Source organism: Rhizobium sp. 16-488-2b (genome assembly GCF_017741815.1).
Lineage (GTDB): Bacteria > Pseudomonadota > Alphaproteobacteria > Rhizobiales > Rhizobiaceae > Rhizobium.
This window is the reverse complement of record NZ_JAGHMF010000007.1, coordinates 1-24,861: the sequence shown is the minus strand read 5'-3', so window position 1 is coordinate 24,861 and position 24,861 is coordinate 1. Positions and strand designations below refer to the sequence as shown.

The window sequence follows — 24,861 nt, the reverse complement described above, 5'->3', positions numbered from 1 at the left end:
TTCTCCTTCGGTTGAAATGTCACGTCTGAAAGCTCGCCCGGGCGGGCAATCCCAGCGGCACGCGCTCGCCAAGCTGGCGGATCGTCACCGCAAGGCTCGTCTGCCGCCCGCCGAAATCGAGCATTTCGTCGGCGAGCGGATAGGTCCATTCCGGCGTCCCGACCTCCACCGCCCGGACCACGATGTCGGCGCTGTCGAGTATCTCGACCCGGTAGCGTTCAAAGGGTTCGTCGAGCGGAATGTCGGCGCCGGTCCAGCTGTCGGCATTGTCGCGTCCGCGCCTTGTCCAGGAGATCACGGCATCGCCGGCATCCGTGCGTCGGCAGCGCAGATGCACCGGGGCGAGCGGTGTCTCTGCGCGCAGGCCGCCCGCGAACACGAACGATCCCGCCATGGTAAGTGAACCGGCCGCCTCGGCGATCCAGTTGAGCGACAGGCCGGCCTCGTCGCTACGCAGCCCGAGCGGCCTGACCGCCTCGTCGAGCAGCACGACCGCCGCACCCTCGGGAATGCCCAAGACCATCGCATCCTCGGTGCCCGCAAGCCCGCGCAGCAACCCGCCGAGCCGCCATCGCCCGGCCGCGATCTCTTCGGCCTGCAGGAAAGACAGGATCTCCCACACGCCGCTCACTGAGCGCACCGCCAGCCGATTGGCGCCGTTCAGCACCGCTATCTCGGCCGCCGAGGACAGTTCGCCGTAAGCGAGATCGACGATCAGCGGCTCGGACCAGTCGAAACGGCCGGTGACGCCGGGTGCCAATGCGGACACAAGAGTCCCCATCGTTGCCGGACGGTCTAGCACCACCCTGCCCCGATATCCCTCCGTCGTCGCCGATGACGACAGGCCGACGGTGCGCCAGGGCTTTGCGAACACCGCGGCTCGCGCGAAGCTCGTCGCCGCCTCGCCGTCGAAGCGCGGCAGATCCATCAGATGCACGACCGGCTTGAACAGGTTCGAGGCGGTGCCGCCGCCATTTCGGCCATCGGTTACGGCAGGCGGAGCGCCGCCTGAAGATGGTGCAAACGCCCGCGCCTCGATGCGGCGGGCATCACCATCCTCGATGCGCGAGACCAGGAAGCGGCCATCGGGACCATCGGTCAGCGAGACGACGTCGCCCGGCTGCACGTCCAGCCGGCCCGGCGCCAGCGAGAAGCGCAGCGAGCGGCGGGCGATGCGATTGTCGCGCAGCAGCGCCTCGGCCGCGTCCAGCGCCGTCTCTTCGGAAAGCACGGCGGGCAGATCCTGCTTGATCTGTCGGCTCGTCGCCTGCCCGGCGCGGTGCGAGCGGGCGCTGGCCTGCTCGTAGTCGAGATCGGGATTGTAGAAGGTCACCACCGCCTCGGCGGCGAAGTCGCTGTCGTGGCCGCGTGTCTCCTGCCAGAGCGGTTCGTTCTCGCTGTCGACGAGCGTTTCGATCCGCATCGCCGGCAGGCTGGCGCGTGTGCGCGAGCGGAAGCGCAGGAGGCCGGCATCTTCCAAGGCATCGATCTGGAATGCCTGCAGCAGCGGTTCGATCAGGTCGCGGGCCGAGCCGAGTTCGCCCTTGACGTAACCGATCAGGTCGCCGCTCACTTCGGTGACATCGAAATCGGAGAATCCATGATCGCGCAGCACCACCGCTACGATATCGGCCAGAGTGCCGGCGCCGAGCCGACCGTTCAGCCAGTGCCCGGTGCGCCAATTTCCGCCGTCGGACCAGATATCCGTTGCCAACGGAAAGGCCGGGAACGGCCGCGCATCCCAGCACCAGACGAAGAGATGCGAGGGATCGACCATGCCGGCGGGCGCATCATCGTCGGCCCACCAGAGATGGTGCGCTTCGAGAAAGCGGCGCTGCATGCTGTCCGAGCGCATGCCGGTGGAGAAATACGGCGCCCCGCTTTCCACCGACTTCGGATCGGCAAAGACATTCGGCTGATTGGCGCCCTTGTCGACGGCGCCGCAGCCAAGCTCGGTGAACCAGATCGGCTTGCCCGACGGCACCCATGCCGTGGGCGCCGCGCGCTCTGCGCCGCCAATGCGCTCATAATGCGGATTGGCCCACCATGCGGCGATATCCTTGTAGCGGAAGACCCAAGGTTTGCCGGCGAGACCATCGGTGATCGGGCTGCGCTGCCGGGCTTTGCGGGCATCGCCATCCGCGTAGTACCATCCAAAACCCTCGCCGCTAGTGATCGCCGCCGTCAGCGCATTTCGATCATCGGCAAGCCGGAAGCCGTCGGGATTGGCGCTGGCCAGATCGTCGTCGCGCCAGTCGGCGAGCGGCATGTAGTTGTCGATCCCGACTGCATCGATGTCAGACGAGGCCCAAAGCGGATCGAGATGGAAATAGACGTCGCCGCTGCCATCAGCCGGGTGATAGCCGAAATACTCGCTCCAATCGGCGCCATAGGTGATCTTGGCGGCCGGCAGCAGCGCCTTGACGTCGCCCGCCAGCCGCACCAGCGCCTCGACGAAGGGAAAGGCATCGCCGCCATCGCGCAGCTGCGTCAGGCCACGAAGCTCGGAGCCGATCAGGAAGCCATCGACCCCGCCGGCAAGACGCGCCAGCTGCGCATAGTGCAGGATGAAACGCCGGTAACTCTCCTCGCCACCATGATAAACCACATGGCCGCCCGCAATCGTGAAATCGCCCGCCTGCGCATTGCCGGCGAAGGCCTGCACCTGCCCGCGCACGGCCGCCTTCCGATCGACGCTAGCAGGCCGCCCCGGCGCAGGATCACAGGTGATGCGGCCGCGCCAGGGATAGGACGCCTGGCGCTCACCGCCATAAGGGTCGGCAAGGGCGTTGTCGGCGGGAATATCCATCATGACAAAGGGATAGAGATAGACCTTGAGACCACGGCTCCTGAGATCGGCAATCGCCGACAGCACGCTGACATCATCGGGCGTGCCGCCATAGGCCGGGCCGCCATTGCTGCGGCTGACGAGATGGGCAGCCTCGCGCGCGATGCCGGAGACCGACCACGGCCTGCTTTCCTCCGCGCGGCTCGCCACCTCGACGCCGGGCACCACGCGGCATTGGCCGGCGCGCAGATCGGTGCCGAACCAGGAGACGACGAGCGCAACACGCTCGAGATTGGGGCAGAGCGCCATGAGCTCGTCGATCGAGATATCCCAATCGCTCGTGCCGCGCAGGCTGTTGCGGTTGAGAATGCGGGCGCTGCCGGCGCCGATGCTCTCCGAGACCTGCACCAGCTGGTAGCCATGCTCGGTCGAGCCGGGGATGATACAGACGGCCCTGATCTCATTTTCCAGCTCGCCGACCGATCTCACGACCTCGAACTGCAGCAGCGGAATGCGGTTTCCATAGGCATCGAGCGGTAGCCGCTCGAAGACGACGTAAGCAAGTCCGCGATAGGCGGGCGCATTGCCGGCCCCTTGCTTGGCCTCGATCAGCGGATCGGGCAGCTGCGCCTCGTCGCCGCGATAGACGCGCATCTCGATCCTCGTCAGATCCAGTTCCTTGCCATCGGCCCAGACGCGCCTGACATGCCCGATCGGCCCTTCCGCCAGACCGACCGCGAGATTGGCGAAGTAGCGGAAGCTCTCGACGCGGGTGCCGCCGGTGGCCTTGCCGCCCTGCCGTTCGCTGGTCACCTCCTCCTCGAAGCGCGTCGCCCAGATCAGCGTGCCGCCGACGCGCACACTGCCATAGACGCGGTTGATCGCCGTGCCCTCGTCGGCGCCTGGAATGCGGGCGCTCGCCAGATGCGCGCCGCGCACGGTGGAGCGGCCGTTGATCAGCGCGCGATCGACGACGCTTCCAGCAAGCGCGCCCGCCGCACGGCCGATGATCGCGCCGACAGGGCCGAAGACGCTGCCGAGTGCCGCGCCAGCGGCCTGGAAGAGGAGCGTTGCCATCTATCTCTCCGGAAAACGAAAGACGCCCGAGATGCGTCGGCGCCAGCTCGGCACCAGCGGCGAGGTCACCACCGCCGCCTGCTCGTAGGCATGGATGAACTGCCGCTCGCCCGAGAGGATACCGGCATGCTTGGCGGCGAGCTGCGGGCGCCAGCGGAACAGAATCACGTCGCCGGGCCTCGCCTTGACAAGCGGCAGCGGCGGGCCGAAATGCCGGAGTGCGGCCTCCATCAGCCGATCCCCGCCGCCGCGTTCGGCCCAATCCGGCGCATAGGGTGGTGGGCGCTCCGGCTCCTGCCCGTAAAGCTCCCTCCAGATACCCCGGATCAGCCCGAGACAATCGCAGCCGACGCCCTTGAGCGAAGCCTGGTGCCTGTAGGGCGTGCCGATCCAGCCTTCGGCCAGCCGCAGCACTTCCATTGCAATGTCGGTCATTTGAACAGCGCGCTCCCGTCGTGAAGGGTCTCGCCATCGGCGTAGGTGTAGGCGAAATCGGTGCCGGGGATGTGGGGGAAACCGCGAAAATTCAGGTGGTTGGCGAACTTCGTTCGGCAGGTGGAAAAGGCCTTGTCGCAGCCCGCCGTGAGCACGACGCGGTCGCCCGCATTTGGGGTGGCGTCGAGCGGCAGCCAGAGGGTCACCTCCAGCAAACCGTCCTTCGCCGCATGCGTCTCGATCTCCAACCGCTGGCCTTGATTGTCGCCGTCGAGAAAACCTAGCACGCCGAAACGGAAGAAGCCGTCGGGCACGGCCCTGATACCCGAGAGCACAAGCCGGCTGGCATCCGCGACCTCGACCACGACGCCTTCGGCGCGCATCGCGGGCGCCGAGAGATCGACGCCACATCGTTGATCGCCAAGCGTGGCGTCGCAGCGCCGGCCATAGACGCGGCCCTGCGGCTCGCCAAGGCGGCTGGCGAAGCTGCGCAGCTCCGCCTGGAACTGGCCGGCGTCGCGCGTGACATCGCCGATCTCCTGCACCTTCAGGAGCATATTCTGCTCGGGGTCCGCCCAGTTGACGAGATGGACCTCGACGCGGGCGCCGTCATAGCGGCCGCGCGTCAGATCCTCCTCGGTGATCGCCGCGCTGGAGAAGCCGCCGGCGACATCGCTGGTGGCGGCCAGCAACCCCGTCTCCTCTTCCGCCGCACTGGCGGAAAAGCCGCTCGCCGCCAGGAAGGTGGTGCCCGCGAAGGTCAGGTCGTGATCGTGTTCGGTAAAGCCAAGCACGACGCCATCGCGGCGCGTCACCCGCCAGGCGTGGCAGAGCGTCGTGGCGTCGCCCAAGATATGCGCGGCGAGCGCGTCCGGAATATGCCTCATGGCATGATCTCCATCAGCGGAATGGTGGGAATGCGCCCGGCATTGAAGGCCGAGAGGTTGACGTCGATGCGCCCGGTCGCAAAGCGCACCGGCACGTCGAACAGGAACCCCGCCGTCACCGACGCACCCTCTGGCGGAACGGCATCCACCGCGAAGGTGACGATGCCGGTCGTGGGGTCGCACACGAAGGCGGACGACGCCTGCAGCACGCCATCCACCGCGACGACGACCGAGCCCTCGACGGGCTTCTCAATCCGCCGCGTGCTGCTGGCTCCGGCATCGCCATAGGTCTTGGCGAGCGGGAATGAGCCCGTCACGCCGTCGCCGATCCCGATCGGCTGGTCGCCCGCTCCGATCTCAGCGCCGGGCCGTGTCGAGGTGCAATCGATCGGATCGCGGAAGCGGAAGCCATAGAGCTCGCCGCTACGGGCCTCGAAGAACTCCAAGACCTCGTAGAGATCCGCCACCGAGCGCAGGCCGGAGCCCGCATCATAGCTGCGGCGCGCATCGCGCCAGCGGCTGTTGCGGCTTTCGCGGCCATTGGAGAGATTGACGATATCGGTGCGCCTGATAGGCCCGCCACTCGTCGACAGCGACAGGCGGAGCGGAAAGCGCACTTCGTGGAAACCGGTTGCCATCTGTTCTGATCCTCACAGGTTGCGCTGACCGCGCATTGCGGTGCGCGCCAGCATCGAGGAAATCTGCGCCTCGCTCTTTCGGAAGCTCTCGGCATCCGTCGCGGTGACGTTGAAGACGATCTGCGGTGCGGTCCCCGCGCCCAATGCGGCGACGCCGAGCGAACCGTCGGCGCCGCGCCGCAAGGGCAGGATCGCCTCGCTGCCCGCCTCGCCCATCAGCCCCATGTCGCCGCCGAGAGGAAAGTAGGTGGGCTGCGAGACGACACCTCCATCGGCGAAAGGCAGCAGCTTGCCGGCGCCGCCGAGGAGGCTGGAGGCGGCACCCGAAAGCATCGTCTCCAGCGGCTTCAACCCCGCCTGCAGCGCGATATCCGTCATGCGATTGGCCAGCCCGCGCAGCACATCGTCCAGCCCCTTTCCGCCCGAGACCGCGCTGCGCAGCGCCCCAGACAGTGCCGAGCCGAAGGAGCGCGAGCGGCCCTCCAGATCGTCCAGCGCACGCCGCAGCGTCGCCGCCTCGTCGGTCATGGCGGAGAGGTCCGTCTGGTCATCGGTCATGGTCGTTCCTCGTGTCTAAGCTTGCCCGGCTGTCCGGAAAACGGGCCATCAGCCCATCGAGATCGGCGCGGGAGACGGCGGGACGCGGCGGCAAGAGGCCACCGGCGGCGGCGTGAAACTCCACCGGCGTCATCGCCCAGAAGGATTGCGGGGGAAGCCGCAGCAGGCAGAGACCGACATGCAGAACCCGCGCCCAGGGGAATGGCGTTGGCCCCGCATTGTCCGTCGTCTCCATGCCCGCTGCGGCTAGAGGGGGCGCGCGGAGGCGTCCGCGCCATGCCCCGAAAACGTTGCGGTCAGCAGATCGCCGACGATCGCCGCATAACCACCAATGCCGCCCTCGATATCGGCCTCCGCCACATCCTCGTCGGAATAGAGATTGCCACCGCCGCGCAGGCCGGCGCCGATGATGCGGATCATATCCGCCGCCTTCAGCCGGCCGCCGGAGAAGCGCTCGGCCAGCCCATTCAAGCTATCGACCGAAAACGCCGTCTCAAGCTCCGCCAAGGCCCCCAGCGTCAGGCACAGAACCCGCCGCTCGCCGTCGATCTCAGCCTCGATCTCACCACGCCGCCGATTGCCCCTTCGCCCTGCCACTTGTTCCACTGCCGTGCGGGCCGCCATCACAGCGCCTCGAAGATGATAGCGCCCGCCGATTCCAGCGCCAGCCCGAACATCACCTCGCCATTATACTGGCCGGAATATTCGAGCGCGCTTGCCTGGAACGGACCGGTGACGCTGCCGAAATCCGGCACGACGATCTGCCAGCTCAGGATCGAGGCATTGAAGAAGGCGTTGCGCACCAGCTGGTCGGAGGCCGCATCCTTGAAGATGCCTGAACCCGATACCGAAGCCCGCTGCACGCCGGCGCCACCCAAAAGCTCGCGCCAGCGCCCGGCGCTCTCGGCATCGGTCACATCCACCGTCTCGGCATTGAAGGCCAGCCGCTTCGAACGCAGCCCCGCCACCGTTTCATAATCCGTGCCGTTGAAAACCCTCAACAGCAGATCCTTGCCCTTCTGCGCCACCATGGCCTCGTCCCTTCCACGAAAAAAGGCGCCCCGATGGGACGCCCGCGATGTCATCGACTTGTCACTTTCAACCTGACGGCGAAGATGCTACGACCGCTTCGATCCCTTCCCTTCGCCGAAATCCACACCATGTCCCGGGCCTTCCCTCTGCGTTCGACACAGATGATTGCCGTGCTCACCGTGACGCAGCTCATCGGCTGGGGCACGACCTTCGACATGCTCGGCGTCATGGGCCGGGTGATCGCGCCCGATCTCGGGCTGGCGAATGAAATTGTCTTCGGCGGCCTGACCGTGATGATGGTCGTGCTTGCGCTTCTCGGCCCGACGATCGGCCGGCTGTTGCAGCGCCACGGCGCCGTGCCCGTGCTTGCCGCCTCATCCGTCACCTTCGCCGCCGGCCTTCTCATGCTGGCCGCCGCGCAAGGCATCGTGCTCTACACAATCTCCTGGATCGTGATCGGCATCGGCGGCGCGCTCGGCCTGACGACGCCGACCTATACCGCCGTCGTCGAGCGCGAGGGCGCAAACAGCAAGCGTATCATCGCCATGCTGATGCTGTTCACCGGCCTATCCAGCACGCTGTTCTGGCCGATCCTCAGCATGCTCGACGCTCACTTCGGCTGGCGGACCACGTTCGTCATCTGCGCGGCACTGCAATTGTGCATCTGCCTGCCGCTCTATCTCTTCGGCCTGCCGCGTCCGGCCACCACGCAAGCCGGATCCGCCGAGATGCATGCGGCGCCGGTCGATCTTTCGCCCGATGATCGCCGCAAGGCCTTCCTGCTGCTTGCGGCCGCAACGACGCTATCGAGCTTCGTCACCTTCGGCCTGGCGCCATCGTTGCTGGAGGTCCTGCGCCAATACGGCGCCGCGCCGGTGCTGGCACTCCAGCTCGGCTCGGCGCGTGGGGTCATCGGCATAACGGCGCGCGGCATGGACATGCTGCTCGGCAAGCGCGGCAACCCCATCGTCAGCGCCATCGCCGGGATCGGCCTGATGGTGGCGAGCTTCGGATTGATCCTCATCGTCCCGCCCTCGACATCGCTGCTCGTCGGCTTCATCGTGATCTACAGCTTCGGCGCCGGCGTCATGGCGGTTGCCCGCGCGCTGCTGCCGCTGGCGCTGTTTTCGCCGCGCGAATACGGCCTGCAGGCCGCCCGCCTGTCGCTGCCGCAAAACATCGCCAACGCCGCCGCCCCCATCATCTTCACCGCCATCCTCGACCGCGCCGGCGCCGGCATGGTGATGGCCCTATGCTGCACGCTCGCAGCACTCGCCTTCGGCCTCGTGCTGATGCTGGCAAGCCTCATCCGCCGCGCAAAGCCGCTTGCTCAGGTCGCCTGAGCCAGCGAAGCGACGATGTCCTTCGTCGGCAAAAGCAGCGTGCGCTCGAGGCCCTTGGCGGCGCGGAAGCCGAATTTCAGATAGAAGGCCTCCGCCTCGTCGTCCAAGGCATGAACCATGACGGCGCGAAAGGCGACCGAGCGCGACGACGAGACGACGGACATCAGCGCATGCTTCAGCAATGCCCTGCCCAGCCCGACGTTCTGGTGACGGCGGTCGACCGCAAGCCGCGCAAGCAGCGCGACCGGAATTTCGCCCGGCGCCCGATGCCCCTTGACCTGCCTCGGCGCGCTGTTGCGGCTGATCATGCCCGCGCACAGCGAGTGATAGCCGACGACGCGGTAATCCTCGGTCGCGATGACAACGGTCCGGGTATATTCCTGCTGCTGATTGTAGAGCGCCATGTCCTTCAGGAAGCCATCCAGCGCCGGTTTGCCGCTGTCGAAATCATCGACGACATGGTGCTCGCTGAGAGGAACGGGCTTGCGAAACATCCGTCAGTCGATCCATTCGGCATTGGATTTGAACAGCGCGACGAGCCTGTCGTTGGCCTTCGCCGGGTCGTCGAGAAGCTCCTCGACGGCATCGAAGACCGCCGCATCGACACCGATGAACCGCTGATCCAGCAACTCCCTCTGCGCCGAGTAAAACGCAGCCTCGGTCATGAATGCCGTGAGCGACTTGCCGCTGACGGCGGCGGCGCGCGCGATGATCTCGCGCGTCTCAGTATCGATGCGCAGGTTGATGGTTTCGCTTTTCTTGACGCCGGGCATATCAGTCGCTCCGCATGCGGATTAATAAATTCGTACGGACAATGTCTATACAGCAATATGGCTACGCGGTCCAGATTTGGGCTCTCAGCCGCCGGAGACTTCGACCATCGCCTCCGTCACTGCCCTGAAGCGCATCTCGGCGACATGCAGCCGCGTCTTCATTTCGCGCCGGGTGCGTGTCGAAAGATGCAGCAAGCTGACGAGATGGTGCGTTTCCAGCAACAGCGGCGCATCGTGCAACAGCATGCGCAGGCGCTCGGCTATGGTCGCGGCCTCTTTTCGTCCGCCGGCGTCGGTCCAGATTTCTAGTGTCAGCAGGTGCTCGGCGCCGGTCTCGGTCGTCGTGGAATAGTCGTTGCTTGCGAGATCGGCGACGATGACGGCGGGGAGCTTGCGACCCGATACGAGGCGGTCTCGCAGGCCTTCGGGGCCGATCATGGCCGACAGTTCCGTGTCGTAGGCGAGGCGCGCCTGGATCGCCGTCAGCAATCGATTGGCGGCGCTCATCGGCTTTCCTCCTCGCACAGGCAGACGAGATAGTTGCCGCGCTCGTCGGGGTCGCGCCAGGCGCGGATCGCGAAGACCCGCGCGCCCTTGCGCAGCCGCATGCCGGGCTTGATATCGTCGCGGAAGCGCAGCCAGATGCGGTGGGTCAACGTGAATACGTCAGCGCCCGCCTGCTCCTCGCGCAGCTCGCTGACCGGTTCGACGCGGGCCCAGAGGGAGGCGATTTCGGTGAAGGATACTGTGGCGCCGCCCTGCCCGTCCGGCGCCTCCACCGGCGCTTCCAGCGCCAGCCGCGCCGTCATCTGGCCGGGGTCGAAGAAGACCGAGCGCATCAGAGCCTCCTCACCATGAAGGGCGCGATCAGGCGGTCGTAGCCTGCGGGAATATCCGCCGGCTGGTCATCGACCGCGACCGTGCCGCGAAACGCGAACATCTGCGCGACATGCATCAGCATCGCCCGCTTCAGCGTATCCGGCACCTCGGCGCCGCTCTCACCGAAGCCGGCGGTGAAGTCGATCTCGATGCCGTTGATGGGCTGGCCGGGACTGACGGCGCGGCCGAGCACGAGGCGCGCCGGGCGGGCGTGGCCGTCGAGCATGTGGCCGGTCATCGGGAGTTGGAGCTCTTCGCCGGCGGCGTCGTAAAGCGTAAGGCTTTCAATGGCTTGGACGGGACCTCTCGCGATCTGAATCACGCCGTCTTCAGGAATTGAATCAAGATAGAGGCGCCAGGTCTGAGTGATGAGGCTGAGGCCGGTGGTACGCTCCAGGTGCTCGCGGGCGGTGCGGACGAGGGCGGCGAGCAGCGTGTCTTCGTTGGTGTCGTCGAGGCGGAGGTGGGATTTGGTCTCGGCGAGGGTGATGGGTTCGGATGCGGGTGGGGTGATGAGGGCGTAGGTCATGGGCGGGGTTCCTGGTGATGTGGGTGTGCTGGGTGGGTGCCTTCGAGAGGCTGGAGCAAGTGGCCCCCTCATCCGCCTGCCGGCACCTTCTCCCCGCTGGGGAGAAGGGACTCGGAGTGGGCCGCTCGCTCAACCTCCCCTTCGCCCCAGCGGAGAGAAGGTGGCCCGAAGGGTTCAGGCGCAACAAAGTTGCACCGGGGATGACGGGGCTCCGGGCGCGACGCCAGCCGCATTCAAAGCCGCGCGGCACAACCCGAGCCACACCCCCTCACCCAGTCAACTCACCGCAAACTTCACCAGCTTGATCGCCTCGAAGTTCTGCACCCCGCCACCGACCCGTTTCGTCGTGTAAAACAGCACATACGGCTTGGCCGAATAGGGATCGCGAAGCACCCGCACTCCGGTGCGATCGACCACCAGATAGCCCGCGCGGAAATCCCCGAAGGCGATGGCCATCGCATTGGCGGCGATGTCGGGCATGTCCTCGGCCTCGACGACGGGGAAGCCGACCAGCGAGGCGGCCTCGCCTGCCGTTGCCGGCGGTTGCCAGAGGTAGCGGCCTTCGGCGTCCTTCAGCTTGCGCACCTCGGCCTGGGTCTTGCGGTTCATCACGAAGTTGGCGTTCTGGCGGTGGCCTGATTTCAGCGAATAGATCGTGTCGATCAGCGTGTCGGAAGCGCCGGTCGCCTTGAAGTCGCCGGCGGCGCCGGTGGCGATATAGCCGAGATTGCCCCAGCTCCAGGCGCTGTCGGCAACGGCGGTATAGGCCAGCAGGCCCTTCGGCTTATTGATGCCGTCGCCGGCGACGAAGGCGGCGCCTTCCTGTTCGGCGAAGACGGTGTCGACCTCGCTCGAGATCCAGGCCTCGATATCGACGGCGGCATCGTCGAGCAGCGCCTGGGTGGCGGCCGGCATGGCGTAGAGTTCCATGGTGGGGAAGCTCAACTCGGCAAGCTGGGCGCCATTGGTCTGCGGCCGCGCCGCCGTCTCGGCCACCCAGCCTGACGCCATGCCGGAGATCGCGAAGGGCTTCTTCAGCACGGCACCCGAGACCTGGCGCACCGTCGCGATCGAGCGGATCGGCGACACGACGGAGAGGCGGCGGCCGATGGCGCTGTCGGTCTCGTCGGGCACGAGATAGCCGCCATCGGCGCCGGAGCCTGAGGACATCGCCTTCGCCTCGATCTCGCGCAGGCCGGCCTCGTCGCCGCGGCGGATATACTGCTCGAAGGCCTGTTTGTGCTCGGTGATCTCGCCGCTGGCGGGATGAGTGCGGCCGAGCGGCGGGCGGGCCTTTTTCAGCGCCAGCTGGTCGAGCACCTTCTTCTGCTCGTCCATGGCGCGGCTGATACGATCCATCTTGTCGCGGGTAACGACATCGGAGGTCAGCTTCTGCTCGATCTCGCCGAGCCTGGCGTCGTTGGTCTCCTTGAAGGCTTCGAAGGCTTCCATGAATTCGTCGAAGGCGGCGGTCATTTCCGGCGCGGCCTTGATTTCGGGGGCGATTTTCTCGGCAATCTGCGTGTTGGTCATTGCGGGATCATCCTTTGTGAAGGTCTACTTGAAGGTGTCTTGCAGCATCATCCGGGCCGCCCGGCGCATGGCGCGGACGAGCTCGGTCTCCTTGTCGCGGAACCACCGCGCATTCTTGATGTTCTGCACGCGGGCGGACGGCAGCATGGGGAAGGTCACCACCGAGATCTCCCAGAGGTCGGCCTCCAGGATCCGGCGCACGCCGGATTTGGCGTCTGTCTTGGCGCGGACGGTGCGAAAGCCGATCGACAGCCCATCGAGCGCGCCGTTCTTCAAAAGCTGGTGCACCTCGCGGGCGCGGCTGACGCCATCGGCGAGCACCCCCTCGACATAGAGCCCGCGACTATCCTCGCGGATCGTCTTCCAGGCGCCGATCGGCTCGGCCGGATCATGCTGGAAGAGCATACGCACGCCACCGGCGCCGCGTGTCTTCAGCGAGCGCAGAAAGGCGCCGCGCTCGATCGCATCCTTGCCGAGATCGACCTCGCCGAAGACGCTGGCATAGCCGGAAAAGGTGCCGTCGCGGCTGAGGCCCCGCAGCTCCAGATTGGCGAACTTGCGCGTATCCGCGCCGGGAATGGCCCGGGTAGACAAGCGCGTGGGGGTTCGCGCCAGCGCGCGGCTTGCGGTCATCATCATGCTCCTCGTTTCATGGTTTTGTGGCTGGCCGGCTTACCGGTTGCGGGCGCCGTATCGGCCGGCGATGCGCTGGAGAATGCCGAGGCCCCACCAGGCACAGAGGCTGGAGGCGGCCGAGCCCGAGAGCATCACTTCGACAGCAGAGAGCCGATCGACCAGATCCAGCCGCTCGGCGATCCAGATCCCCGTCGGGCCGCCAAAGACGATGCCGCAGGAAAGCCCGGTAAAGAACCGGCTCGCCGCCTCGCGCCGGCTCTTCGGCAGCAGATAGATCAGCGACACGGCGGCACCCGCCGACGCGCCCAGTGCCCTGGTCGCCCAGAGGCTGGTGTCGTTGGAGAAGTCGGCCATTGGTTTGGGCCTTTGTGGTGTGGGTGTGGGTGTGCGCGAAATGCGCGTCTTCCGCGGCAGCGATGCAGCAGCCGGTTCAATTCTGCTGTCTTTTGAATCTGTTGCGGACAGCCGCTCCAAGATTGAGTCCGGCGGTTCACACGATGAATCAATTGTCGATGAGGTCGGCCAAACAAGGTTCAAAACACGGGCGATACTCGTGACGCGTCAGTCGCTCTCGTCGAGCCCGTCGTCCCTGTCCAGTTGCTCGCGCTGCCTGCCATGCGTGATGTCGGAGACCATGATGGCATCACGGCCGATACGGTAGGTGATGATATAGGGGCCGACGACCAGCTGACGGCGTCCTGTCAACATGGGTACGGGAGCGCCGATCTGGGGATAGGCGGCAAGCCTTCTGATGCCGCCCTGAATTCGCGCCATGGCGGCGTCGGCAGCGCGGGAATTGAACGCGCTCAGATAGCCATATTCGTGGCTGAGATAGTCCGCGGCATCCTTGGAAAGAATGACCTTCATCATGCCGCGTCATCTCTGGGAGAGGATGTCAGTTCCCGCATGAACTCCTCGAAATCGACGGTCTCGCCATTGCGGATCTGCTCTTCGCCCTTCAGCGTCTGCAGAACATCATTCCCCTCTTCCATCAGATAATATTTCAACGCCCGGACGATGACCCAGCTGCGGCTGCGGTCGGTGGCCTTGGCGATGGTCTCGATGTCCTTCAACATGTCTTCTGGAATGCGCAGGGCAATCGGGTCGGAGAGAACGGGCTTGGTCATCGGCTTGCTCCTCGATTTGTAATACGGTGTATAACAAATTTCGAAGCGGGCCTCAATGTCGCCCCACTCAATACCCCACCGCCTGCCGCTTCTCCTCATCCGTCAGAAACGCCGCCTCGCCCACGCGTTTCCAGAGCTCGCCGCGCTCGGCGGAGAGACCCGCGACCTTGTCGAGATCCGGCTCCAGCCGCAGCCCGTCGCCATAGCCTGCCGCCGCCCAACTCGACAGCGCCGCCAGCGTGCGGGTCAGCATGGGCAGCACCGTCAGGCGATAAAAGGCGCGGTTGGCTTCCTGGTAGTTGGCGTAGGTGTTGTCGCCGGGGATGCCGAGCAGCATGGGGGGCACGCCGAAGGCGAGCGCGATGTCGCGGGCGGCGCCATTGCGGGCCTCGACGAAGTCCATGTCCTTGGGCGAGAGCCCCATCGATTTCCAGTCGAGCCCGCCTTCGAGCAGCAGCGGCCGGCCGGCGCGCATCGGGCCGGAATAGCCCTCGTCGAGCTCCTGCTTCAGCCGCTCATACTGGTCCGGCGAGAGATTGCCACCCTCCCTGGGCTGGTAGACGAGCGCGCCGGAAGGGCGCGCGGAGTTGTCGAGTAGCGCCTTGTTCCAGGTCGCCGCCGCATTGGAGAGATCGAGCGCCACCTGAGCGGCTGCGAGCGGCGGAAAGCCGAGATGATCGTCGAGCGGGTGGAAGAGTTTCAGGTGCAGCAGGCCGAGCCCGTCGGTCTCGACGGGAAAGCGGCGGACGAGGCCGCCGGCGCGGTAGTCATAGGCTTCCGGCCAGCCGTCGCGGCCCTCGACGATGCCGATACGGTCGGGACGCAGCAGATGCAGTTCGCGCAGCGCGCCGCCGATCTCGACGGGCTCGACATAGGCATTGCCGGACAGCAGCAGATGGCCATAGAGCGCCTCGAAGAAATCGGGGCCGCTCATGCGGGCATTCGGCTGGCGCAGCAGATGCAGCAGCGGGTGGTCCGGCCGTTCGCGATCCTGCTCGTAGAGCAGCAGCGGCACCGAGGCTGCCGCCTCCGAGACCATCCTCACGCAGCGATGCGCGACCGGATTGCGCATGAAGCCCTCGCGCGACAAGGCCGCGTAGGAGCGGCCTGTCCAGCTCGCCCTACCCTCCGAGGTCAGCGACAAGAAGCCTCCCGCGGCTTTTCGTTCGGGCACAGATGTGCGGCCCGCCGCGGAGCCCCACGGCAGGAGAGATCGAAGGTTCATGATCCGGTTTCCTGATGTTTGCGACCGGCGCTCAATTGGCCGGTGCTATCGTCTGCATAGTGCGATTAAGCCCGAGGCGCCGCAAGGGCGGCGGTCGCGGGCATGTCCCCGCGACGTGGATGCTCAAGAACGACGCGCGGCCGGCTCACGTCCGGCCGCAACTATCAGAGCGCCGAGCCGATGATGTTGCAAAGCCCGGTGCGCACCACTTCCTTGGTGGTCAGCTGGCCTGCCTGGATATCGAAGACGGCATCGACGCGCACGCCTGAACCCTTCTGGCGGGCGACGACGCGCAGGGTCTGGATGCGGCCGCTGCCTGTCGTTTCCTGGAAGGCGTCCACCGAGGAGAGCTCCTTGTTGACCTTGATGCCGGAGAAGCCCTCGGCGGCGACCGCCTGGGCGAGGTTCTTCAAGACGGCGGCGGATTTCGCCTTCGGAAACTCCTGCCACGTCTTGTAGCTCAGCGCCGTCACCATCGGCACGCCCGACACTTTGAAATTCGCCTCGCAGGAAGCCGCCTCAGCCAAGCCCGCGCCCGAAAGCAGCAGCGCCGCCGTCATCACCATGATCTTCAATTTTATCTCCTGAAACGTCTGTTTTCCCAACCCAATGGGAATATCCGACTTCAGGTTGAATTAAAACCGAAAACATGCACGCGGCAGCAACCGGTGCGTTTGCGGCGCGCTGGAACAGTGGCGGTAAAGATCAAGCGGCCAGTTCGATGCGGCTTTGGATATAGTCGTCGATCAGCGTCCGCGCAGTTGCTTCCAAGAGCCTCGAATCCTCGCACTCCGCAAGCAGGAGATCGTCGACATGCAGTATCTTGATGAACAGCGTGCCATCCTGACGCTCGACCGACGCCTGATAGCCCTTGTAGGTGATCGGCTTCATAGCTCTTTCCCGTCGGTCAGATAGTTGCAATCCGGTTGACGCGATTGATCGCCCATCATCGCAACTGAATTCCAGTCGCAATGATTTCACAGGCAGTTCTTGTTAGCAACAACCCAATTTGCAAGGCCGCCTCTTTGGCGAACCACAGGCACGAACGGCTAAGCCCCCAATCACCCCAGCGGCTGCTTCACCGCCAGGTCACTCTCGTAATCCGCCGCCATGCGCATTTCGCGGATCGGGCGTACGAGGTCGATGGAGAGCTGGTAGTTCGGGTGCGCCTTGTAGGCGGCCAGCGCTGCTTCGTCGTCGAACTCGCCATAGACCACGAGATCCACCTCGGTGCCGAGCTGGTCGGTCTTCACATTGGTGCCGATCTCAAGCAGCCGGGCGTGCGGGATGGCCGTCAGGATCGACAAGCCGGCGCGCACCTTCTCCAGGTTTTCGATCGGCGCCGTGAAGAAGACGATGTGACGGATCACGCGGAACTCCTGTAAATTCTGATTGGGTTTAGCCCGTAAGCCGGGCGATACCACGGCACAGCCACTGCTTCAACCGGGTGAACCAGGTCGTCGGCTGCTCAGGCCTTATGGCGGCGAGGAAGGTCTTGCCGTAGCCTGCCAGTTTCTCGGCCCGGTCGGTGCCGTTGACGATGCGGCGGGCGTTGATCCAGTCGTCATTCGTCGCGTTCAGATGGTCGGCGAGCTTGTGCTTGGAGAAGCTGCCCTGAACCATGCCCTCGATCAGGATCGATACCGCCGACCCCATCTCCATCGCCCGGTCCGGCTCGGCGACGAGATCGATGCCCGTGAGCGCGCTCATCGCCTCGTAATTGCGCTTGTGGGTGAGCTGCACCAGGCCGCGGCCGAGCCAGCTCTTGCCATCCTCGTCGGGCCGCCAATAGGGCGTCTTCACCCAGGAGAGCTTGCCGCTCGCGAATGCATTTTCCAGGATCTCGACGGCGCGTGCGTCCGTCGTCGCCAGCGTCTCGCGCACGGGCTGCATGGTGTAGGCGGTCTCGTGAAAGGCGGTCGCCAGGATATAAGCCAGCCAGCGCGGGTCGGCGTCGGCCATCCGCGCTTCCCAGAAATTCAGAATCGCCGTCATGCCCTCGACCTGCGGGCCCGAAAGCGTGCCCTTGAACAGCGCCTCGCGCACCGTGTCGAAGAAAAAACGCCTGTCGATGTGGATAACCATAGCGTGTAATCCTAAAAGCTGATGAGGACTTGATGTCCTTAATCGATTAAATTTATTTTAATCGTTTAAAGCGTTTAAGGCCCTGATTTACAGACCGTTTGGCGCATGGCAGTGATGATCCATCATTCAATTCGTCTTCGGAGGACCGCATGACGCAGCCCGTTCACAGCAATCAGCCGATCATTCCCCAGCATGTAACGGACCAACTCGAAAGCGAGTGGCGTCAGGTTCGCTCCGTGCCGCAGACACCACGTCCGGCCACGCAGCAACAGCAGCGTTAAGCGCAAGTGCCCGGGGGTGTCAAACACCCCCTCACGGCCCGCCCCTCCGGCAGTGGCCAATACGCCCTCAAGGCTTCAAATACCCCGCACACGCGGCTCTCCTCCCCCTTCGAGCATCAACGCCGTCAGCGCCCAGACCAGCGCATCCAGCCGGTCGGGAGAGCGGCCCTGGGATAATCCGTCCGGGCCGAAATCACACATCTGATCTTCCAGCGCCATGAAACGCCCGGCATGGGCGACACGCCCCTGCTCGTAGAGTGCCGCCACCGGTTCGGCGCGCAGGAATTTGCCGCGCGTGGCGCGCACCGTCGTCACCGGCAGTGTCTCGTCGATGCTTTTCAGCATCGCGGTCACCATATCGCCGCCCTGGTTGATCTCGGCGACAACGCGGTCGGCGGCGAAGCGGCGATAGGCTTTCGCCACCGCGCTCGCCCAGCCCGCCGGGCTTGCGCCCTCCACCGAGCAATCGGCCAGCACCACCGCGCGGCCGCTCGCATCCAGCCCCGCGACAACGATGCCGCAGCAGGAGTTCACCCCCGCCGCCGCCGGCGGATCGACGGCCACGACGATACGGCGGAGATCGCCGGAAAGGCGGATCGTCACGGCATCGAACATCTCGCGGCGCCAGAGCGCATCCTCGCGATCCTCGATCAGCTCGCCATCCAGCTCCTGCCGCCCCAGCCGCGTGCCGCCGTAGCGGTTGGCGAGCGCGTCGATAAAGCCGGGCGCGAGGTTGTGGGCATTGGCGCGGGTGCTGATACGCGTCGTCAGCGTCGTCGGGTCCGATATCAGCGCCTTCAACAGCGGCACCGGGCGCGGCGTCGTCGTCACCAGTTGGCGCGGTGCGTTGCCCAGTCTCAGGCCGAACTGCAGCATGTCCCAGGTCTCCTGCCCATGCTTCCACTTGGCGAGCTCGTCGCTCCAGGCGAAATGAAACTGCGGTCCCCGCAGGCTTTCGGGATCTTCCGACGAGAATATCTGCGCCACCGCGCCGTTCGGCCAGACCAGCCGGCGGCGGGAGATCTCGAATTCGGGACGACGGCTGCGGGCGATCCGCATGATGCCCGAGATGCCGTCGATCATCACCTCGCGGGCATCGCCCAGCGTTTCGGCGATCAGCGCAATGCGCAGATCCGAGGAGCGCCCGGCGCTGGCAATCGCATGCACCCATTCGGCCCCCGCCCGCGTCTTGCCCGAGCCGCGCCCGCCCATGATCAGCCATGTGCGCCAGTCTCCCGGCGGCGGCTGCTGTTCGTCGCGGCCGGTGAAGGCCCAGAGATTACCGAGCGACGGCCAGAGCCCCAGCCGTTCCGCGAGGTCCTCGGCGGAAAGATCAAGCATGTCGCCCGGCGAGAGTTCGGGCTCGCCGGTATCGACATCGGCGCCAGCATGGACATCGGCGTTGGCGTTGGCGTTGGCGTTGGCGTTGGCGTTGGCGGACCGGGGCACACTGCTCGTCACAGCGTCAACCACCGGCGCCTCACCGGAAACAGCCGCTGCCACCGCCCCGCTATCCCGCTGCGACATCGCCCCGATCAGCGAGGCTGCAGGCGCAACGGCACCCAGGATTACCGCGCGGTCATCAGCCCGTTTCGCCACGATCACATCCATTTTATGACTGTAGTCCAGCAAGGCGCCTGCGACCTTGCCCGTGTTGGCGTCCGCGACGCGCCGCTCAACCCGGTTCGGCTTCGCGGCTGGCGAACGCTGGTCCGTCGTCAATGTTTGGGGGAGCGCCGTCGCGCTGCCATTCGGCCAGCAATTGGCGGGCGCGGGCTTCGGCTCGCTCTTCGATGCGTGCGAGGAATTTCGCTTTGACATGGTCGAGCCCCCTCGCCGCTTCGCTTTCCTCGGCCGCCTGCTCGCGGTCGCGGGCGAACTGGCGCTGCAGCTGGTCGATCTTCTCCAGCGTGCGGACGATCAGCGACATGGCATCGGTCGCGGCCTTCAGGTCGGCGCGGGCGAGCTTGGCGGCGGCATCGTCGCCACCGCTGGAGGCCGCCTGTTCAGCTGCCCTTCGCAGATCACGAAAGGCCGAAAACTGCTCGCGCATCTCGGCCGTCATCTCGTTCAGAAGCACCCGCAGCTCTTCGGCGGGGGATGCTGCGGACTTGGTCTCGAGCATACAGGCCTCGGCCACCGCCTTTGCCCTGTCCACGTCGAGAGCCCGCGCGGGATCGCCGTCATAAGCGTGCTGAGCCGGCCAGAGGCCAAACAGCTCCGGCGCGAAATCGTCGATATCGGTCATGGGGACATCCCGGGGCAACAGGCGTTGCGTGGAAAAGCGGCGGTGCCGGCGGCAATGATCGACCAGCGAGGAGACCATGCCCCTCGCCGCTTTTCGCCCGCAACTTTCCGACTATGCCATAACCCTATCAAAGCACCGTTACGCCGTCAAGGATTATTTTCCTACATCCGGAAAATTCTCCTGTAAAGCGCCGTCGAATTGCAATTTATCTATGTCTAATCTATTGATAAATATAGGTTTTCTCGACTTTTCCCTGGCTATTTCAATGAATCCTCAAGAAAGCCAAGGCTAGAACGGATCGCAGCAAGGGGCGATCGACATGCAGGCCATCCAGATACGACTAGCGGAGATCATCGAGGCGTTGAGCAAGGCGCTCGACCTCACGGAGGGCCAGCCGCCCGGCCATTGCATCCGCGCCTGCTACATCGGCACCCATATCGGCCGCGAGATCGGCATGGCGGATGAGGCGCTGCAGGAGCTTTATTACACGCTGCTTCTCAAGGATCTCGGCTGCAGCAGCAATGCGGCGCGGATTTGCGAGCTCTACATGGCCGACGATCTTTCCTTCAAGCGCGACTTCAAGCTGGTCGACGGCAGCCTCAGCCAGGTGCTGCGCTTCGTGCTTTCGCATACCGGCATGCAGGCCGGCCTTGCCGAGCGCTTTCGCGGGATCGTCAACATCCTGCAGAATGGCGGACGCATCGCCACCGACCTGATCCAGACCCGCTGCCAGCGGGGCGCCGAGATCGCCAGGCAGATGCGCTTTTCGGAGGGCGTCGCAAACGGCGTGCTCAGCCTCGACGAACACTGGAACGGCGGCGGCAAGCCGCTGGGGATTTCCGGCGAGGAGATCCCGCTCTATTCGCGCATCGCGCTGGTCTCGCAGGTGGCCGATATCTTCCAGATGAGCGCCGGGCGAGAGGCCGCCATCGCCGAGATTGAAAAGCGGGCCGGCAGCTGGTTCGACCCTTCACTTGCGGCCGCCTTCATCCGCATCGCAGGCCGCGACGCGTTCTGGCAGACGCTGCGATCCGAGGCGCTGGAGACGATCGTGCTCGACAGCGAGCCCGGCCAGCAGGCGATCATGGCCGATGACGATTATCTCGATGACATCGCTGCCGCTTTCGCCCGCGTCATCGACGCCAAGAGCCCCTATACGTCAGGCCATAGCGACCGCGTGGCGCTGTTTACCGATCTGATCGCCGAGGAGATGGGGATCGACGAGAAAGGCCGCCGGCTGTTGCGCCGCGCCGCCCTGCTTCACGATATCGGCAAGCTCGGCGTCAGCAACAGCGTGCTCGACAAGCCGGGCAAGCTCGACGACGAGGAATGGGGCCAGATGAAGCGCCATGCCGAGTTCTCGGAGATGATCCTCTCCCATATTGGCGCCTTCTCCGATCTCGCCCGCATCGGCGGCGCTCATCACGAGCGGCTGGATGGCAAGGGTTATCCGCGCGGGCTGATGGCCGATGAGATCCCGATGGAAGTCAGGATCGTCTCGACCGCCGACGTGTTCGACGCGCTTACCGCCGACCGCCCCTATCGCGCCGCCCTGCCGATCTCCAAGGCGCTGTCGATCCTCTGGGAAGGCGCCGGCCAGGCGCATGACCCCATCTGCATCGAGGCGCTGCAGCGGGCACTTGCTAGGACTGAGCTGGAGCGGCGGGACAGCGTGCCCGAGGAAGACCGCGCGGCTGCGTGAGTTTTTCTGATTGGCCTGACAATATTCTATTGTGCTAAAATAAAAATCATGACCCGCGAAGAGCTTGCATCCTTCGCGCTCAGCCTGCCCGAGGCGGTCGAGAGCGCGCATCACGGCACACGCGATTTTCGCGTGCGGACGAGGATTTTTCTCACCATGCCGGAACAGGATTATTGCGTCGTCCGGCTGACGCCGGAGCAGCAGCACATGACGCTGGCGGTCTCGCCGAAGGAGACGATCGCCGTTCCCGGCGGCTGGGGATTGCGCGGCTCGACGCGGCTGTTCTTTCAGCTGGCGAGCGACGCGCTGGTGCAGGATCTGGTGCGCCGCTCCTGGCAGAACGCCGCGCCGAAAACCCTGCAAAGACAGTTCGTTGTCATCCCTTCCCCATGAGTCGATTCAGCTGGAACCAACTCAGCGATTGCCAACCTCATCCGGCGTCTTCGGCGCGTCGTCGCCCACCGTCAGCGGCCAGTCGACGACATAGTCCTCGTAATTGTCGACATCGATGCCCGTCTCGTCGATGGTGCGGCCGCGCGCCGAAATGCCGGCGATATGCACCGTCTCCGGGTCGCCCGATACCAGCGGATGCCACCAGTAGAGATCGCGCCCCTCGTTCAGCAGCCGGTAGCCGCAGGTCGGCGGCAGCCAGGGGATTTCGTCGACATTCTGCTTGGTCAGTTGCACGCAATCGGGCACGAAGTCCCAGCGATTGGGGTAGCTGGAACACTGACAGCTCTCGCTGTCGAGCAGCTTGCAGCGGATCGAGGTGAAGTAGATATCGCCGCTATCCCACTCCTCGAGCTTGTTGAGACAACAGAGACCGCAGCCGTCGCAGATGCTTTCCCACTCGGCATTGGTCATCTCGTTCAGCGTCTTTTGCTTCCAGAAGGGTTGCTCTTCCATCATTCCGTTCTTGCAACAGCACCCGCAAAATCGCGTGAGTGCTTTCCATTTCTCTTGTTCTTCGGTGGCAAATCAACCAAAGATTCACCCTGCGCCGGTTACCCCGGATGCGAGCGGCAGATTTGCCATAGTTCGACCTCATGCTAGCCCAAGCTAGCCAGTGTCGAACTGACTGATCGGGCGGGAATATAAGACGTGACGGATCCGGACAATCCAGAAAAGCAGCCGCGCAAGAAACGCCACTTGCTGCTGAAGATCGATTCCTGGATCGATTCCACCATCTGGAACGCCGGTTTCCGCTCCGCCGAAATCTGGGAAGACATCACCATCTTCTTCCGCCGCTTCCGCGTTCGCGGCTGGAAGCGCGTCGTGTTCGAACTCGCCGGCGAAGGCCTGACATGGGGTTCGGTCGGCGCCGTCTTGATGCTTGCCCTTGCCCAGCCCGCATTCGAAGCTACCAAGGAAGATTGGCGCAATCGCGGCGATTATGCCGTCACCTTTCTCGACCGTTACGGCAACGTCATCGGCCATCGCGGCGTCATCCACCAGAATTCCGTGCCGATCGACGAGCTGCCCGACAGCCTGATCAAGTCGGTGCTGGCGACCGAAGACCGCCGCTTTTTCAGCCACTTCGGCATCGACGTCATCGGCCTCTTCCGCGCCATCGTCACCAACGCGCAGGCCGGCGGCGTGGTTCAGGGCGGCTCGACGCTGACGCAGCAGCTTGCCAAGAACCTGTTTCTCTCCAACGAGCGCTCGATCGACCGCAAGATCACCGAGGCCTTCCTGGCGCTCTGGCTTGAGGCCAATCTGTCGAAGAAGGAAATCCTCTCCACCTATCTCGACCGCGCCTATATGGGCGGCGGCACGTTCGGGGCGGCGGCGGCGGCGCAATTCTATTTCGGCAAGAACATCACCGATGTGAACCTTGCCGAATCCGCCATGCTCGCCGGCCTCTTCAAGGCGCCGGCGAAATACGCCCCACACGTCAACCTGCCGGCCGCCCGCGGCCGCGCCAACGAGGTTCTGACCAATCTCGTGCAGAGCGGCATGATGACCGAGGGCCAGGTGATCGCGGCACGCCGCAGCCCGGCCACCGTCGTCGACCGCAACCAGGTGGAATCGCCCGATTTCTTCCTCGACTGGGCCTTTGACGAAACCATGCGGCTTTCGCCGCGCTTCCACCAGCATTCGCTGATCGTGCGCACCACCGTCGACATGGGCCTGCAGCACGCGGCCGAGGATTCGATGGAAACGTCGCTGCGCGAATATGGCGAGAGCTATCACGCCAAGCAGGGCGCGATGGTGATGATCGAAAACGGCGGCGCGGTGCGCGCCATGGTCGGCGGGCGCGATTACGGCGAGAGCCAGTTCAACCGCGCCACCAAGGCCCTGCGCCAGCCGGGCTCGTCCTTCAAGGTCTACACCTATTCGGTGGCCATGGAGAACGGCATGACCCCCGACAGCATCGTCGTCGACGCGCCCATTTCCTGGGGCAACTGGAGCCCGCACAATTACGAAAACCGCTATGCCGGCCGCATCACGATTGCGACCGCGGTGGCGCAGTCGATCAACACCATCCCGGTCCGCCTCGCCAAGGAGAAGTTCGGCATCGCCCCGATCCGGGCCATGGCCACCAATCTCGGCGTGGAATCGCCGGTTCGAAACGACGTGACGATCCCGATCGGCACGTCGGAAGTCACCGTCATGGACCAGGCGACCGCCTATGCGGTCTTCCCCGCCGGCGGCTATCAGTCGCGGCGCCACGGCATCACCCAGATCCTCGATTACGGCGGCGACGTTCTCTACGATTTCGACAAGGACGAGCCGCCGGCCAAGCGCGTGCTCTCCGAGCAGGCCGACGCCTACATGAACCAGATGCTGTCGCGCGTGCCCTATGTCGGCACCGCAAGGCGCGCAGCCCTCGACAACGGCATTCTGACGGCAGGCAAGACCGGCACGACGCAGGCCTATCGCGACGCCTGGTTCATCGGCTTCACCGGCAATTTCACCACCGCCGTCTGGTTCGGCAACGACGACTATACCTCGACCAACAAGATGACCGGCGGCACGCTTCCGGCGATGACCTTCAAGCGCCTGATGGACTACGCCCACCAGGGCATCACCCTGCGCGCCATCCCCGGCGTCACCGCCCCCCCGCCCCCCCCCCCCACCCCCC

30 protein-coding genes are annotated in these 24,861 nt (G+C 65.1%); 4 read left to right on the top strand and 26 right to left on the bottom strand.

Annotation, left to right across the window (positions count from 1 at the left end; genetic code table 11):
* Positions 1-19 precede the first annotated feature (19 nt).
* The 8 genes from J5286_RS06310 to J5286_RS06275 are packed head-to-tail and all read right to left on the bottom strand — an operon-like array spanning position 20 to position 7,414.
* Positions 20-3,865, bottom strand: a complete 3,846-nt coding sequence (locus tag J5286_RS06310) for a baseplate multidomain protein megatron (protein WP_209189687.1) — start codon at positions 3,863-3,865, stop codon at positions 20-22.
* Entirely contained in the window at positions 3,866-4,300 is a 435-nt protein-coding gene (locus J5286_RS06305) for an NlpC/P60 family protein (protein WP_209189686.1), read from the bottom strand.
* Complete coding sequence (locus J5286_RS06300; protein WP_209189685.1) at positions 4,297-5,187, bottom strand: phage/gene transfer agent baseplate hub protein; 891 nt, start codon at positions 5,185-5,187, stop codon at positions 4,297-4,299. The genes J5286_RS06305 and J5286_RS06300 overlap by 4 nt, the downstream gene beginning before the upstream one ends.
* Positions 5,184-5,825 carry a DUF2460 domain-containing protein gene (locus J5286_RS06295; protein ID WP_209189684.1) on the bottom strand — a complete coding sequence of 214 codons (642 nt, stop codon included), beginning with the start codon at positions 5,823-5,825 and terminating at the stop codon, positions 5,184-5,186. Before J5286_RS06295 ends, J5286_RS06300 begins: the two co-directional genes overlap by 4 nt.
* Positions 5,826-5,837: 12 nt before the next feature.
* The gene (locus J5286_RS06290; protein ID WP_449089525.1) at positions 5,838-6,383 is read right to left on the bottom strand and encodes a phage tail tape measure protein; all 546 of its coding nucleotides are present in this window, start codon (positions 6,381-6,383) and stop codon (positions 5,838-5,840) included.
* Positions 6,373-6,618 carry a rcc01693 family protein gene (locus tag J5286_RS06285; protein ID WP_209189683.1) on the bottom strand — a complete coding sequence of 82 codons (246 nt, stop codon included), beginning with the start codon at positions 6,616-6,618 and terminating at the stop codon, positions 6,373-6,375. Before J5286_RS06285 ends, J5286_RS06290 begins: the two co-directional genes overlap by 11 nt.
* An 11-nt stretch (positions 6,619-6,629) precedes the next feature.
* The gene (locus J5286_RS06280; RefSeq protein ID WP_209189682.1) at positions 6,630-7,007 is read right to left on the bottom strand and encodes a gene transfer agent family protein; all 378 of its coding nucleotides are present in this window, start codon (positions 7,005-7,007) and stop codon (positions 6,630-6,632) included.
* Positions 7,007-7,414, bottom strand: coding sequence for a phage major tail protein, TP901-1 family (locus tag J5286_RS06275; protein ID WP_209215334.1), 408 nt, complete (start codon positions 7,412-7,414; stop codon positions 7,007-7,009). Before J5286_RS06275 ends, J5286_RS06280 begins: the two co-directional genes overlap by 1 nt.
* A 129-nt stretch (positions 7,415-7,543) precedes the next feature.
* Between J5286_RS06275 and J5286_RS06270 the strand changes: the two genes are divergently transcribed.
* Positions 7,544-8,758 (top strand): MFS transporter, encoded by a 1,215-nt coding sequence (locus J5286_RS06270; protein WP_209189680.1) that lies wholly within the window; start codon positions 7,544-7,546, stop codon positions 8,756-8,758.
* On the opposite strand, the gene J5286_RS06265 is transcribed toward J5286_RS06270, so the two are convergent.
* The 17 genes from J5286_RS06265 to J5286_RS06185 form a co-directional block, all read right to left on the bottom strand.
* Complete coding sequence (locus J5286_RS06265; RefSeq protein WP_209189679.1) at positions 8,746-9,252, bottom strand: GNAT family N-acetyltransferase; 507 nt, start codon at positions 9,250-9,252, stop codon at positions 8,746-8,748. The two genes, J5286_RS06270 and J5286_RS06265, sit on opposite strands and share 13 nt — an antisense overlap.
* A 3-nt stretch (positions 9,253-9,255) precedes the next feature.
* Positions 9,256-9,531, bottom strand: coding sequence for a type II toxin-antitoxin system TacA family antitoxin (locus J5286_RS06260; RefSeq protein WP_209189678.1), 276 nt, complete (start codon positions 9,529-9,531; stop codon positions 9,256-9,258).
* 84 nt (positions 9,532-9,615) lie between these two features.
* On the bottom strand, positions 9,616-10,038 hold the full coding sequence (locus J5286_RS06255) for a DUF3168 domain-containing protein (RefSeq protein WP_209189677.1): 423 nt from the start codon (positions 10,036-10,038) through the stop codon (positions 9,616-9,618).
* Positions 10,035-10,370: a phage head closure protein gene (locus J5286_RS06250; protein WP_209189676.1), complete on the bottom strand. Its 336-nt coding sequence runs from the start codon at positions 10,368-10,370 to the stop codon at positions 10,035-10,037. The genes J5286_RS06255 and J5286_RS06250 overlap by 4 nt, the downstream gene beginning before the upstream one ends.
* Positions 10,370-10,939: a head-tail connector protein gene (locus J5286_RS06245; RefSeq protein ID WP_209189675.1), complete on the bottom strand. Its 570-nt coding sequence runs from the start codon at positions 10,937-10,939 to the stop codon at positions 10,370-10,372. The genes J5286_RS06250 and J5286_RS06245 overlap by 1 nt, the downstream gene beginning before the upstream one ends.
* 276 nt (positions 10,940-11,215) lie before the next feature.
* Positions 11,216-12,472: a phage major capsid protein gene (locus J5286_RS06240; protein ID WP_209189674.1), complete on the bottom strand. Its 1,257-nt coding sequence runs from the start codon at positions 12,470-12,472 to the stop codon at positions 11,216-11,218.
* Between the two features lie 24 nt (positions 12,473-12,496).
* Complete coding sequence (locus tag J5286_RS06235) at positions 12,497-13,105, bottom strand: HK97 family phage prohead protease (protein ID WP_409527965.1); 609 nt, start codon at positions 13,103-13,105, stop codon at positions 12,497-12,499.
* A gap of 39 nt (positions 13,106-13,144) precedes the next feature.
* Complete coding sequence (locus tag J5286_RS06230) at positions 13,145-13,462, bottom strand: DUF6107 family protein (RefSeq protein WP_018898937.1); 318 nt, start codon at positions 13,460-13,462, stop codon at positions 13,145-13,147.
* Positions 13,463-13,669: 207 nt separating this feature from the next.
* On the bottom strand, positions 13,670-13,978 hold the full coding sequence (locus J5286_RS06225; protein WP_209189673.1) for a type II toxin-antitoxin system RelE/ParE family toxin: 309 nt from the start codon (positions 13,976-13,978) through the stop codon (positions 13,670-13,672).
* Positions 13,975-14,235 (bottom strand): CopG family ribbon-helix-helix protein, encoded by a 261-nt coding sequence (locus J5286_RS06220; protein ID WP_111561014.1) that lies wholly within the window; start codon positions 14,233-14,235, stop codon positions 13,975-13,977. Before J5286_RS06220 ends, J5286_RS06225 begins: the two co-directional genes overlap by 4 nt.
* Positions 14,236-14,302: 67 nt before the next feature.
* Complete coding sequence (locus tag J5286_RS06215; RefSeq protein WP_209189672.1) at positions 14,303-15,460, bottom strand: phage portal protein; 1,158 nt, start codon at positions 15,458-15,460, stop codon at positions 14,303-14,305.
* A gap of 164 nt (positions 15,461-15,624) precedes the next feature.
* Complete coding sequence (locus tag J5286_RS06210; RefSeq protein WP_209189952.1) at positions 15,625-16,026, bottom strand: hypothetical protein; 402 nt, start codon at positions 16,024-16,026, stop codon at positions 15,625-15,627.
* Between the two features lie 139 nt (positions 16,027-16,165).
* Positions 16,166-16,351 carry a hypothetical protein gene (locus J5286_RS06205; protein WP_209189671.1) on the bottom strand — a complete coding sequence of 62 codons (186 nt, stop codon included), beginning with the start codon at positions 16,349-16,351 and terminating at the stop codon, positions 16,166-16,168.
* Between the two features lie 170 nt (positions 16,352-16,521).
* The gene (locus J5286_RS06200) at positions 16,522-16,830 is read right to left on the bottom strand and encodes a Dabb family protein (protein ID WP_209189670.1); all 309 of its coding nucleotides are present in this window, start codon (positions 16,828-16,830) and stop codon (positions 16,522-16,524) included.
* Positions 16,831-16,858: 28 nt separating this feature from the next.
* Positions 16,859-17,545 carry a hypothetical protein gene (locus tag J5286_RS06195; RefSeq protein WP_209189669.1) on the bottom strand — a complete coding sequence of 229 codons (687 nt, stop codon included), beginning with the start codon at positions 17,543-17,545 and terminating at the stop codon, positions 16,859-16,861.
* Positions 17,546-17,901: 356 nt separating this feature from the next.
* Complete coding sequence (locus J5286_RS06190) at positions 17,902-19,167, bottom strand: DNA-packaging protein (protein WP_245205586.1); 1,266 nt, start codon at positions 19,165-19,167, stop codon at positions 17,902-17,904.
* Between the two features lie 334 nt (positions 19,168-19,501).
* Positions 19,502-20,152 (bottom strand): hypothetical protein, encoded by a 651-nt coding sequence (locus tag J5286_RS06185; protein WP_209189667.1) that lies wholly within the window; start codon positions 20,150-20,152, stop codon positions 19,502-19,504.
* 241 nt (positions 20,153-20,393) lie between these two features.
* Between J5286_RS06185 and J5286_RS06180 the strand changes: the two genes are divergently transcribed.
* On the top strand, positions 20,394-21,776 hold the full coding sequence (locus J5286_RS06180) for an HD-GYP domain-containing protein (RefSeq protein WP_209189666.1): 1,383 nt from the start codon (positions 20,394-20,396) through the stop codon (positions 21,774-21,776).
* A gap of 48 nt (positions 21,777-21,824) precedes the next feature.
* Positions 21,825-22,169 (top strand): MmcQ/YjbR family DNA-binding protein, encoded by a 345-nt coding sequence (locus tag J5286_RS06175; protein WP_018898950.1) that lies wholly within the window; start codon positions 21,825-21,827, stop codon positions 22,167-22,169.
* 21 nt (positions 22,170-22,190) lie between these two features.
* On the opposite strand, the gene J5286_RS06170 is transcribed toward J5286_RS06175, so the two are convergent.
* Positions 22,191-22,682, bottom strand: coding sequence for a YcgN family cysteine cluster protein (locus J5286_RS06170; protein WP_146618457.1), 492 nt, complete (start codon positions 22,680-22,682; stop codon positions 22,191-22,193).
* A 195-nt stretch (positions 22,683-22,877) separates the two neighbouring features.
* Here J5286_RS06170 and J5286_RS06165 point away from each other — a divergent pair.
* Positions 22,878-24,861, top strand: a 1,984-nt coding sequence (locus tag J5286_RS06165) for a transglycosylase domain-containing protein (RefSeq protein WP_209215333.1), incomplete at its 3' end; no start/stop codon positions are given.